This is a genomic window from Streptomyces sp. SAS_270, assembly GCF_052543295.1.
Genome location: NZ_JBMNDS010000056.1, coordinates 31,304 through 42,924 on the forward strand (window position 1 = coordinate 31,304; position 11,621 = coordinate 42,924).

General features: G+C 68.3%; 13 protein-coding genes and 1 tRNA gene. 12 read left to right on the plus strand and 2 right to left on the minus strand.

Features of this window, described 5'->3' with window-relative positions; genetic code table 11:
- The first annotated feature begins 59 nt into the window (after window positions 1–59).
- From ACN6LB_RS30520 to ACN6LB_RS30530, 3 genes are all read left to right on the plus strand, one after another.
- Window positions 60–440, plus strand: coding sequence for a DUF3291 domain-containing protein (locus tag ACN6LB_RS30520; protein ID WP_445028686.1), 381 nt, complete (start codon window positions 60–62; stop codon window positions 438–440).
- An 80-nt stretch (window positions 441–520) separates the two neighbouring features.
- Window positions 521–1,633, plus strand: a complete 1,113-nt coding sequence (locus ACN6LB_RS30525; RefSeq protein ID WP_445028687.1) for a UDP-N-acetylmuramate dehydrogenase — start codon at window positions 521–523, stop codon at window positions 1,631–1,633.
- 159 nt (window positions 1,634–1,792) lie between these two features.
- Window positions 1,793–2,458 (plus strand): hypothetical protein, encoded by a 666-nt coding sequence (locus ACN6LB_RS30530; RefSeq protein WP_445028688.1) that lies wholly within the window; start codon window positions 1,793–1,795, stop codon window positions 2,456–2,458.
- Here ACN6LB_RS30530 and ACN6LB_RS30535 read toward each other — a convergent pair.
- Window positions 2,439–3,467: an adenosine deaminase gene (locus tag ACN6LB_RS30535; protein ID WP_356142823.1), complete on the minus strand. Its 1,029-nt coding sequence runs from the start codon at window positions 3,465–3,467 to the stop codon at window positions 2,439–2,441. The two genes, ACN6LB_RS30530 and ACN6LB_RS30535, sit on opposite strands and share 20 nt — an antisense overlap.
- Before the next feature lie 128 nt (window positions 3,468–3,595).
- The gene (locus ACN6LB_RS30540) at window positions 3,596–4,822 is read right to left on the minus strand and encodes a pyridoxal phosphate-dependent aminotransferase (RefSeq protein WP_356142821.1); all 1,227 of its coding nucleotides are present in this window, start codon (window positions 4,820–4,822) and stop codon (window positions 3,596–3,598) included.
- Window positions 4,823–5,068: 246 nt separating this feature from the next.
- On the opposite strand from ACN6LB_RS30540, the gene ACN6LB_RS30545 reads away from it, so the two are divergent.
- The 9 genes from ACN6LB_RS30545 (at window position 5,069) to rplL (ending at window position 11,413) form a co-directional block, all read left to right on the plus strand.
- Window positions 5,069–5,141, plus strand: a tRNA-Trp gene (locus ACN6LB_RS30545).
- A gap of 107 nt (window positions 5,142–5,248) precedes the next feature.
- Window positions 5,249–5,530: a preprotein translocase subunit SecE gene (gene secE, locus ACN6LB_RS30550; protein ID WP_356142819.1), complete on the plus strand. Its 282-nt coding sequence runs from the start codon at window positions 5,249–5,251 to the stop codon at window positions 5,528–5,530.
- Between the two features lie 77 nt (window positions 5,531–5,607).
- Window positions 5,608–6,504 carry a transcription termination/antitermination protein NusG gene (gene nusG / locus ACN6LB_RS30555; protein WP_356142818.1) on the plus strand — a complete coding sequence of 299 codons (897 nt, stop codon included), beginning with the start codon at window positions 5,608–5,610 and terminating at the stop codon, window positions 6,502–6,504.
- A gap of 177 nt (window positions 6,505–6,681) precedes the next feature.
- Window positions 6,682–7,116, plus strand: coding sequence for a 50S ribosomal protein L11 (rplK, locus tag ACN6LB_RS30560; RefSeq protein WP_030359033.1), 435 nt, complete (start codon window positions 6,682–6,684; stop codon window positions 7,114–7,116).
- A 79-nt stretch (window positions 7,117–7,195) separates the two neighbouring features.
- Entirely contained in the window at window positions 7,196–7,921 is a 726-nt protein-coding gene (rplA, locus tag ACN6LB_RS30565) for a 50S ribosomal protein L1 (protein ID WP_356142816.1), read from the plus strand.
- 206 nt (window positions 7,922–8,127) lie between these two features.
- Window positions 8,128–9,057 (plus strand): hypothetical protein, encoded by a 930-nt coding sequence (locus tag ACN6LB_RS30570; protein ID WP_445028689.1) that lies wholly within the window; start codon window positions 8,128–8,130, stop codon window positions 9,055–9,057.
- Window positions 9,058–9,184: 127 nt separating this feature from the next.
- Complete coding sequence (locus tag ACN6LB_RS30575; protein WP_356142812.1) at window positions 9,185–10,081, plus strand: LolA-like protein; 897 nt, start codon at window positions 9,185–9,187, stop codon at window positions 10,079–10,081.
- A gap of 307 nt (window positions 10,082–10,388) precedes the next feature.
- A complete protein-coding gene (gene rplJ / locus ACN6LB_RS30580) occupies window positions 10,389–10,919 on the plus strand; it encodes a 50S ribosomal protein L10 (RefSeq protein ID WP_356142810.1) in 531 nt (176 codons plus the stop codon).
- Between the two features lie 110 nt (window positions 10,920–11,029).
- Window positions 11,030–11,413 carry a 50S ribosomal protein L7/L12 gene (gene rplL, locus ACN6LB_RS30585; RefSeq protein ID WP_356142808.1) on the plus strand — a complete coding sequence of 128 codons (384 nt, stop codon included), beginning with the start codon at window positions 11,030–11,032 and terminating at the stop codon, window positions 11,411–11,413.
- Window positions 11,414–11,621 lie beyond the last annotated feature (208 nt).

Below are 11,621 nucleotides of genomic sequence, written 5' to 3' on the forward strand. Positions count from 1 at the left end.
CGAAGCCGTCTCGCACCGAACGCCCTCGAAGTCGCCCAGGCCCCGGAAGGAGCCAGATCATGCCCACCCTCCCTTGGACCGTGCCGAACACGCCGCCGCAGGGTGCCGAGATCCACGTCTTCGCCTCCCGTTTCGAGACCCGCACCCTCTGGGGAGCGCTGAAGTTCTTCGCCAGGACGCCCGGCGTGTGGCGGCAGGTGAGCCGAGCGCCCGGCGCGTACGGGGCCTCCCTGAAAGCGCAGCCGCTTCGGCGCACCTTCTGGACGCTGTCCGCCTGGGAGTCGCCCGCGGCGCTCAAGGACTTCGCCCGCTCCGGCACCCACGCACCGACGTCCCGGGGCCTGGCCGCCGAGATGAGCGACGCGAAGTTCGCCACCTGGACGGCGAACAGCGACGATCTTCCGCTCGACTGGACCGAGGCGTTCCGGCGCCTGACGTGAGGTGACGTGACGGATCGGACCTGATGTGAACGGCACGCGCGTGTACGGCCCCGCTCCCACCGGCGGGGCCGTACGCGCGCGTGCCGGGCCGTGACCGACGGCGAGGGCTGTCTCAGGCGTCTCGTAGTCTTGAGCCCGTGCAGGAACTTCACGATGCCCCGCTCGCCCCGCTGACCACCTTCCGGCTCGGCGGGCCCGCCGCCCGTCTGATCACCGCGACGACCGACGCCGAGGTGATCGCGGCCGTCCGCGAGGCCGACGACGCCGGTACGCCGCTGCTGCTCATCGGCGGCGGCTCCAACCTGGTCATCGCCGACAAGGGCTTCGCCGGAACCGCCCTGCGCATCGCCACGCGCGGGTTCGCACTCGACGGCACGAAGCTGGAGCTGGCCGCCGGTGAGGTGTGGACCGACGCGGTCGCGCGCACCGTCGAGGCCGGGCTCGCGGGCGTCGAGTGCCTCGCCGGGATCCCCGGCTCCGCGGGTGCGACTCCGATCCAGAACGTGGGCGCGTACGGTCAGGAAGTGTCGTCGACGATCACAGAAGTGATCGCTTACGACCGGAAGGTGCGTGAGACGGTCACGCTGGCGAACGCCGACTGCGCCTTCTCGTACCGCCACAGCCGCTTCAAGGAAGACCCCGAACGCTACGTCGTTCTGCGCGTCCGCTTCGAGCTGGAGGACGCCGCCGGGCTGAGCGCGCCGGTCAAGTACGCCGAGACCGCCCGCGTCCTGGGTGTGGGACCCGGCGACCGTGTGCCCCTGGCCGCCGCCCGCGAGACCGTGCTGAAGCTGCGCTCCGGCAAGGGCATGGTGCTCGACCCGGAGGACCACGACACCTGGTCCGCGGGGTCGTTCTTCACCAACCCGATCCTCACGGACGAGGAGTTCGCGGCGTTCCACGCGCGCGTGCGGGAGCGGCTCGGCGCCGAGACCGTGCCACCGGCGTACCCGGCGGGCGACAGCCACACCAAGACCTCCGCGGCCTGGCTGATCGACAAGTCCGGCTTCACCAAGGGCTACGGCACCGGGCCCGCGCGCATCTCCACCAAGCACACCCTGGCCCTCACCAACCGGGGCGAGGCCACCACCGAGGACCTGCTCGCGCTGGCCCGCGAGGTCGTCGCCGGGGTGCGCGAGGCCTTCGGGGTCACGCTGGTCAACGAGCCGGTGACGGTGGGCGTCAGCCTGTAGAGAGCTCCGCTCCGGGGTGTGTGCGGAGGCTCATTAGGCCGCGCCCACTCCCTGCTTCACGGTCGTCGGCCATCGCCGGCATCGCGCACGCTGCTGTGCGGTATTTCCGTTGCCGAAGGTCCCTGCTGACCCTCACGCTGGGCGCATGAGAGACCCCGTATGCGGCTGAGGCTGCGCCAGTTCAGACCCCGCACCGGTCCCCACGAGCACCGTGTCGTCCAGCCCTGGTCCCCGCTGCGCCACACCTCGCTGCGTGATCCCGAGGAGTACGGCCTGCTGATGGGCGACCACGACGGCCTCAACCGGCTGGCGGGTCTGTTCTCGTTCGCCGCGTACTCCCGGCACACGATCGTGCATGTGCCGCTGCGGGACGGCGTGCCGCCCGACGAGGGACGCGGCGAGCTCGTCGACCTGGTCCTCGCCCACCCGGAGGCGGGCCTGCGTCCCACCAAGTGGCCCGAACTGCGCCGCAGACTGGTCCACGGCACCCCGCTGACCGTCCGTACCGACGAGCGGCGCACCGACAGGGACGCCCGCGCCTGGCTCGACCGCCCAGGCTCCCGTGACGTGCTGCGCCACACCACACACGCCCGGACGTACTTCCTCATCGGCGGCCGCGACGCCTTCGCCTCCGCCGCCACGGCCTTCGCCTACGCGGCCGGCTGGGGCCCGCGGCACAAACGCGTCGTCAAGGGCCACTCCGCCTGCATGACCTGTCTGCACGGCGAACTGGCGGCCGACCACGACATCCTGCGCCATCCCGAGATCGTCATCTGCTTCAAGCCGTATCCGCCGTACGCGCATTTCAGGCGGCCGGGGCGCTGAGCCAGTCCTCGATCCCGGACAGCAGCTTCGCCCGTACGTCCTCCGGCGCCGCCGACCCCCGTACCGACTGCCGTGCAAGCTCGGCCAGTTCGGTGTCCGTGAAGCCGTGATGGCGGCGGGCGAAGTCGTACTGGGCGGCCAGACGGGAGCCGAAGAGGAGCGGGTCGTCGGCGCCGAGAGCCATCGGGACGCCGGCCTCGAACAGCGTGCGCAGCGGGACGTCCTGCGGCTTCTCGTAGACGCCCAGGGCGACGTTCGAGGCGGGACAGACCTCGCACGTGATGCCCCGCTCGGCGAGCCGCCTCAGCAGCCGCGGGTCCTCCGCGGCGCGCACCCCGTGCCCGATGCGTGAGGCGTGCAGGTCGTCCAGGCAGTCGCGGACGGAGGCGGGACCGGTCAGCTCGCCGCCGTGCGGCGCGGCCAGCAGCCCGCCCTCCCGCGCGATCGCGAAGGCCCGGTCGAAGTCCCGCGCCATGCCCCGCCGCTCGTCGTTGGAGAGCCCGAAGCCGACGATGCCCCGGTCCGCGTACCGCACGGCGAGACGGGCCAGCGTGCGTGCGTCCAGCGGGTGCTTCATCCGGTTCGCGGCCACGAGGACCCGCATCCCGAGCCCGGTCTCGCGCGAGGCCGTCTCCACCGCGTCCAGAATGATCTCCAGGGCCGGGATCAGCCCGCCCAGACGGGGCGCGTACGACGTCGGGTCGACCTGGATCTCCAGCCAGCCGGAGCCGTCCTTCAGATCCTCCTCGGCGGCCTCGCGCACCAGGCGCCGGATGTCCTCGGGTTCGCGCAGGCACGAGCGCGCCGCGTCGTACAGCCGCTGAAAGCGGAACCAGCCGCGCTCGTCGGTCGCCCGCAGCTTCGGCGGCTCCCCGCTGGTCAGCGCGTCGGGCAGCCGGACGCCGTACTTGTCGGCGAGTTCCAGCAGGGTGGTGGGCCGCATCGACCCGGTGAAGTGCAGGTGCAGATGAGCCTTGGGCAGCTCAGAGACATCACGTACGTGCTCCATCCCCGGATCCTGCCGTACGTCCCCGCCGCCCCGGTAGCGCTTTCCCTGAACGTGGTCTTGCTCGCACGAAGAAACGGGCCGTTTCCCGGAGGGAAGCGGCCCGCACACGTCCTCACGTGAAAGGACCCCTAGTCGCGGGCCTCCGCCAGCAGCTTCTGGATCCGGGCCACGCCCTCGACGAGGTCCTCGTCCCCCAGGGCGTACGACAGACGCAGGTATCCCGGCGTGCCGAAGGCCTCGCCCGGGACCACCGCGACCTCGGCCTCCTCCAGGATGAGAGCGGCCAGCTCGACCGTGTCCTGCGGGCGGCGGCCGCGGATCTCCTTGCCGACGAGGGCCTTCACCGAGGGGTAGGCGTAGAAGGCTCCCTCGGGCTCGGGGCACAGCACGCCGTCGATCTCGTTGAGCATCCGCACGATCGTCTTCCGGCGGCGGTCGAAGGCCTCGCGCATCTCGGCGACGGCCGTCAGATCGCCGGAGACGGCGGCGAGCGCGGCGACCTGGGCGACGTTCGACACGTTGGACGTGGCGTGCGACTGGAGGTTCGTCGCGGCCTTGACGACGTCCTTGGGACCGATGACCCAGCCCACGCGCCAGCCGGTCATCGCGTACGTCTTCGCGACCCCGTTGACGACGATGCACTTGTCGGCCAGCTCGGGAACGACCACCGGCAGCGAGTGGAACTCGGCGTCCCCGTAGACAAGGTGCTCGTAGATCTCGTCGGTCAGGACCCACAGGCCCTTCTCGACGGCCCAGCGGCCGATCTCCTCGACCTGCTCGCGGGTGTAGACCGCGCCCGTCGGGTTGGACGGGGAGACGAAGAGCAGCACCTTCGTGTGCTCGGTGCGCGCCGCCTCCAGCTGCTCGACGGAGACGCGGTAGCCGGTGGTCTCGTCCGCGACGACCTCGACCGGGACACCGCCGGCGAGACGGATCGACTCCGGGTACGTCGTCCAGTACGGCGCCGGGACGATGACCTCGTCGCCCGGGTCGAGGATCGCGGCGAAGGCTTCGTAGATGGCCTGCTTGCCGCCGTTGGTGACGAGGACCTGGGCGGGGTCGACCGCGTAGCCGGAGTCCCGCAGCGTCTTCTCGGCGATGGCCTTCTTCAGCTCGGGCAGGCCGCCGGCGGGCGTGTAGCGGTGGTACTTCGGGTTCTTGCAGGCCTCGACGGCCGCCTCGACGATGTAGCCGGGGGTCGGGAAGTCGGGCTCACCGGCGCCGAAGCCGATCACCGGACGCCCGGCGGCCTTCAGGGCCTTGGCCTTGGCGTCCACGGCGAGGGTGGCGGACTCGGAGATCGCGCCGACTCGGGCGGAGACCCGGCGCTCGGTGGGAGGGGTTGCAGCGCTCATGGGCCCATCGTTTCAGACCGGAAACACCCCCGGCACACGGGTTTCACGGACTGAACAGGGGCTGAACAAGCGTCCGGATCCGGGCTCCCGGCTGGGCGATCTTCCGCCGCCAAAGCCCGTACGGACACTTTCTGTTCGACGACCGGCTCGTGAGCACGTACACTCTCACCTCGTTGGCCTTCACCGGCCGCACTCACCCGGTGCACACATAGCACCCGGGCGGATGCGGTACGTTGGGGGAAACAAAGGGTCGTAGCTCAATTGGTAGAGCACTGGTCTCCAAAACCAGCGGTTGGGGGTTCAAGTCCCTCCGGCCCTGCTACACACTCCTCCGCCAGGATGTGTGCGCATGTACGTACTGCTATGCACCGCCGTGCGGCTCAACCGGGCGCGGCGCGGCCACGACCCGGAATCAGGTGAGGACGAGTGACGGACGCCGTGGGCTCCATCGACATGCCTGATGCCGAGGCGCCCGAGTCCAAGAAGAAGGCCCGCAAGGGCGGCAAGCGTGCCAAGAAGGGCCCGCTGAAGCGCCTCGCCACCTTCTACCGCCAGATCGTCGCGGAACTCCGCAAGGTCGTCTGGCCGACTCGCAATCAGTTGACGACGTACACCACTGTGGTGATTGTGTTCGTCATCATCATGATCGGCCTCGTGACCGTGATTGACTATGGGCTCAACCACGCCGCCAAGTACGTCTTCGGCTGAGCCGAGTGCGAAAGGCGCCGACATCGGCGCCTTTTTTCGCATGTTCCACCCCCATGATCCAGGAAGAAGCAGCCACCGTGTCTGACCCGAACCTGAACGACGCCATCGAGTCGGTCGAGTCCGTTGAGGACGAGCTCGACATCGTCGAGGGCGCGGACACCGAGGACCCGGACGAGGTCGAGGCTGCCGACGCCGCCGCGGGCGAGCCCGCCGAAGAGGCGGCCGTGCACGTCGAGGACGAGTCCGAGGAGGACGTCGAAGACGTCGCGTCCGACGAGGAGACCGAGTCCGACGAGGACGAGGCCGTCTCCGAGGAGGACGAGGAAGAGGCCGAGCCCGAAGAAGAGGCCGAGCCCGTCGATCCCGTCACCGCCCTGCGCGAGGAACTGCGCACCCTCCCCGGCGAGTGGTACGTCATCCACACGTACGCCGGTTACGAGAACCGCGTGAAGACCAACCTCGAGCAGCGCGCCGTCTCGCTGAACGTCGAGGACTTCATCTTCCAGGCCGAGGTGCCGCAGGAAGAAGTCGCGCAGATCAAGAACGGCGAGCGCAAGACGATCAAGCAGAACAAGCTTCCGGGCTACGTCCTGGTCCGCATGGACCTGACGAACGAGTCCTGGGGTGTCGTCCGCAACACTCCCGGCGTCACCGGCTTCGTGGGCAACGCCTACGACCCGTACCCGCTGACCCTGGACGAGATCGTCAAGATGCTCGCCCCGGAGGCCGAGGAGAAGGCTGCTCGCGAGGCCGCCGAGGCCGAGGGCAAGCCCGTTCCGCAGCGCAAGGTCGAGGTCCAGGTGCTGGACTTCGAGGTCGGCGACTCGGTCACCGTCACCGACGGCCCGTTCGCGACGCTGCAGGCGACGATCAACGAGATCAACGCCGACTCGAAGAAGGTCAAGGGTCTCGTCGAGATCTTCGGCCGCGAGACCCCGGTCGAGCTGTCGTTCGACCAGATCCAGAAGAACTAGCCCTTCAGGGCGTCTGGAACATAAGCCTCCGAACAGGTCAGACAGGCTCTCACAGCCCGTCTGACCTGCTCGGTTTTTGGCCGCGCGGGGATACCCGTTATCGTTGTGCGGTATGCCTCCATCCGGATGATCCGGATCGGTCGGCTGAAAACTCTCACTAGGACCCGGAGAGAGCACATGCCTCCCAAGAAGAAGAAGGTCACGGGGCTCATCAAGCTCCAGATCCAGGCCGGCGCGGCCAACCCGGCTCCGCCGGTCGGCCCCGCGCTGGGTCAGCACGGCGTCAACATCATGGAGTTCTGCAAGGCCTACAACGCCGCGACCGAGTCGCAGCGCGGTTGGGTCATCCCGGTGGAGATCACGGTCTACGAAGACCGCTCCTTCACCTTCATCACCAAGACTCCGCCGGCCGCGAAGATGATCCTCAAGGCCGCGGGTGTGGAGAAGGGCTCCGGCGAGCCGCACAAGACCAAGGTCGCCAAGATCACCCAGGCGCAGGTCCGCGAGATCGCCACGACCAAGATGCCCGACCTCAACGCCAACGACCTGGACGCCGCGTCGAAGATCATCGCCGGCACCGCCCGTTCCATGGGCATCACGGTCGAGGGCTGACCTCCACCCCCGTACGCATGAACCGTGGAAGGGCCTGCTCGGTCCGAACCACGACTCCTCAGAACACACAGGAGCAGCAGTGAGCAAGCGCAGCAAGTCTCTCCGCGCTGCGGACGCCAAGGTCGACCGGGACAAGCTCTACGCCCCGCTCGAGGCCGTCCGTCTCGCCAAGGAGACCTCCACCTCCAAGTTCGACGGCACCGTCGAGGTCGCCTTCCGCCTGGGTGTCGACCCGCGCAAGGCCGACCAGATGGTCCGTGGCACCGTGAACCTCCCGCACGGCACCGGTAAGACCGCCCGGGTCCTGGTCTTCGCGACCGGTGACCGTGCCGAGGCCGCGACCGCCGCGGGCGCCGACATCGTCGGCTCCGACGAGCTGATCGACGAGGTGGCGAAGGGCCGTCTGGACTTCGACGCCGTCGTCGCCACCCCGGACCTCATGGGCAAGGTCGGCCGCCTCGGCCGTGTCCTCGGCCCGCGTGGTCTGATGCCGAACCCGAAGACGGGCACCGTGACCCCGGACGTGGCCAAGGCCGTGACCGAGATCAAGGGCGGCAAGATCGAGTTCCGCGTCGACAAGCACTCGAACCTGCACTTCATCATCGGCAAGGTGTCCTTCGACGACACCCAGCTGGTGGAGAACTACGGCGCCGCGCTCGACGAGATCCTTCGTCTGAAGCCGTCGGCCGCCAAGGGTCGCTACATCAAGAAGGCCGCGATCAGCACCACGATCGGCCCCGGCATTCCGATCGACTCGAACCGCACCCGCAACCTCCTCGTCGAGGAGGACCCGGCCGCCGTCTGAGCCTCCCGCTCACGGTGACCGCGTTGCATACGCGTTCTTGGCACGGGCCCCGCAACCTTTCGAGGTGCGGGGCCCGTCCCCTTTCCTGGAACTTCGTTCCTGAACTGCCCGGAGCTGCCCGGAACTTCCCGGAACAGATTTCGGGTGCCAGTGTCAGTGGCCTGAGTTAGCGTGCAGATCACAGGATTCGCATAGGGGTGGGACGTATGAAGAGCACAACCGTGCGCCGCGTGGGCCTTGCTGTAGCGGCGGTGACCGCGCTGAGCGGGGTGGCCGCCTGCAACTCCTCGGACTCCGCCGGGAGTTCAAGCAGCTCCGGCAGCTCCGGCAGTTCCGGTAAGGACGACAAGGCGGGGCACAAGGGCACGACGCACCTCAGCCCCATAGCGGCCCTGCGCTCGGCGGAGAAGTCCACCGACAAGGCCGACTCCGCCAAGGTCGAGTCCACCACGACCATGGGCACGCTGATGTCCATGAAGGCGGACGGCGCCCTCGGCTGGGCCGACGGCCTCACCGGCAACCTGACGATCACGTACACCGGCGGCCAGATGGCCGAGACGATGCGTCAGACGGGCAGCACCAGCATGCAGGCCCGCTACCTGCCCGACGCGTACTACGCGAAGATGGGCGAGAAGTTCGCCCAGCAGGCCGGCGGCAAGCACTGGATCAGGTACGGATACGACGACCTCGCCAAGCTCGCCGGCGGCTCGGGCGCGTACCTCAAGGACCAGATGCAGAACACCACGCCGAACCAGTCGGTGAAGCTCCTGCTCGCCTCCGGTGACGTGAAGAAGGTCGGTGACGAGCAGGTGCGCGGCGAGAGCACCACGCACTACTCGGGCAAGGTGAACGTGGCGGACCTCGCCACCAAGAACTCCAACCTCACCGAGAGCCAGCTGGCCGACCTGAAGAAGCAGCTCACCCAGGCCGGTGTCACCACGGAGACGGTCGATATCTGGGTCAACGGTGACGACCTGCTGGTCAAGAAGGTCGAGAAGGGCGAGCTCGCGAGCGGGACGATGTCCTCGACCGCGTACTACAGCGACTACGGAGTGAAGGTCTCCGCCGAGGAGCCCCCGGCCGGCGACACCGCCGACTTCAAGGAACTGATGAAGTCGCAGGGCGCCACCTCCTGAGGTTCTTGAGGGCCGCCGAGGTCTCCGGGGCTCCTGAGGCGCCGGGAACTCGGAAGACCACGTGAATCCCCCTGAGTTACGCTCACGGCAAGTCTGTGAATCGCTCATCAGTTCCTTGGGGGGAATCATGATGTTCTCTGTACGCGACACCGCCCTGCGCAGGGCCACGGGCGCGGCGCTCGCCGCGCTGCTCCTCGCCGGAGGCACCGCCGCCTGTACGTCGTCCTCGGACGGCGACACGAAGGCGAAGGGCGGCGCGAAGGACGAGTCCCCGCGCATGGAGCCAGCCGCGGCCGTGGCGAAGGCCGCGAAGAACACAAAGGACATCACCTCCCTGCACTACCGGCTGGTCGGCACGGTCCCGGAGCAAGGCCGCGTCAAGGCCGAGGCGTCGATGCGGATGAAGCCCACGGTCGCCATGAGCATGAAGATGTCGGCGCTCGACCAGGGCGCGGACGGCACGGCGGAGATCCGGCTCGTCAACAAGGCCATGTACATCGGCGGGGGCGCGGCGGCCGCCAAGCAGATGCAGGGCAAGCACTGGATCAAGCTCGACATGTCCGCGCTGGGCAAGGACGCCATGGGTGGTGAGTCCCTGGGCGCCGGTGCCGGACAAGCCGACCAGAACCCGGCCCAGGAGTCCACCTTCCTCACCGGTGCCAAGGACGTGAAGAAGGTCGGCACCGAGACCGTCGACGGCGTGAAGACCACCCGCTACACGGGGACGGTCACCCTCGCCGACCTCCGCGCCTCCCTCAAGGACGAGGACAAGGCCACTCGGGAGAAGCGCGAGAAGAGCCTCGACCAGTACACGAAGATGGGCGTCGAGAAGCTCACGATGGACATGTGGGTCGACGGTGACGACCACACCAAGCAGTTCAGCATGAAGGGCGCCGCCGACAAGGGCACGCTCGACATGACCTTCACCTTCCTCGACTACAACAAGCCGGTGACGGTGAAGGCCCCGGCCGCGAGCGACACCATGGACCTGGCGCAGATGATGAAGGACGCCCAGAACAGCTGAGCGATCCGGCTGCGCAGCGGCCGCGCGTCGAGCAGCCTCCGGGCGGATTTGCTTGACGCGCGACCGTTCACGTACTCTTCCGAGGAAGCCAAAGACCGCTGGTCGTTGCCGTGCGCTCGCAAGAGGGTGTGGTGACCGAAGGATCCGCTGGATTGCGGACGACCCGCGCAGGTGACTGTGGATGAACTCCCGGAATTCGTATGCGAATGCCCGGTCGAGTCACGCCCCGTGCGCCTGCGCCGGGGCGTTTCGTTTTCCCCAGCCCCTTCTGAGCGGTCCTCATCACCCGGAAGGAGGCCGACGCTCTATGGCAAGGCCCGACAAGGCTGCCGCGGTAGCCGAGCTGACGGAGCAGTTCCGCAGCTCGAACGCCGCCGTGCTGACCGAGTACCGGGGTCTCACCGTGTCGCAGCTCAAGACGCTGCGTCGTTCGCTCGGTGAGAACGCCCAGTACGCCGTGGTGAAGAACACGCTGACCAAGATTGCGGCCAACGAGGCCGGGATCTCGACGCTCGACGACCTGTTCAACGGTCCGACGGCGGTCGCCTTCATCACCGGTGACCCGGTGGTGTCGGCGAAGGGTCTTCGTGACTTCGCCAAGGACAACCCGAACCTCGTCATCAAGGGCGGTGTCCTTGACGGCAAGGCGCTGTCCGCCGACGAGATCAAGAAGCTTGCGGACCTCGAGTCCCGCGAGGTTCTGCTCAGCAAGCTGGCCGGTGCGTTCAAGGGCAAGCAGTCCCAGGCTGCCTCGCTCTTCCAGGCGCTCCCGTCGAAGTTCGTCCGCACCGCGGAGGCGCTTCGGGTCAAGCTCGCCGAGCAGGGCGGTGCCGAGTAATTCGGCTCGCGCATTGACCGCCGCCTGAGGCGACGGTCGCAGCGGGCCGAACGTACGCCCGCCTCACATGTACATCGGCACCAGCCGAATTAGCGGAAGGACCCGCCATCATGGCGAAGCTCAGCCAGGAAGACCTGCTCGCCCAGTTCGAGGAGATGACCCTCATCGAGCTCTCCGAGTTCGTGAAGGCCTTCGAGGAGAAGTTCGACGTCACCGCCGCCGCGGCCGTCGCCGTTGCCGGCCCCGCCGGCCCGGGCGCCGTTGCCGAGGCCGTCGAGGAGCAGGACGAGTTCGACGTCATCCTCACGGGTGCCGGCGAGAAGAAGATCCAGGTCATCAAGGTCGTGCGTGAGCTGACCTCGCTGGGCCTGAAGGAGGCCAAGGACCTCGTCGACGGCGCTCCGAAGCCCGTCCTCGAGAAGGTCGCCAAGGAGGCCGCTGAGAAGGCCGCCGAGTCCCTCAAGGGCGCCGGCGCCTCCGTCGAGGTCAAGTAACACCTCGCGGTCCGCGACGGACCGCTCGCGAGCCGCACAGCCACTTCCGCAGAGGCTGTAACGCTGACGCACCGAGGAGCGATCACCCAACTGGGTGGTCGCTCTTCGGCGTTCCAGGGGGTACCCGAAGCGGCTGCCTTGCACAGTCGGTCGCGACGAGTATGGTGATCTTCGTTGTGCCTCCGGCCGCCCTGGTGACGGGCTGCAA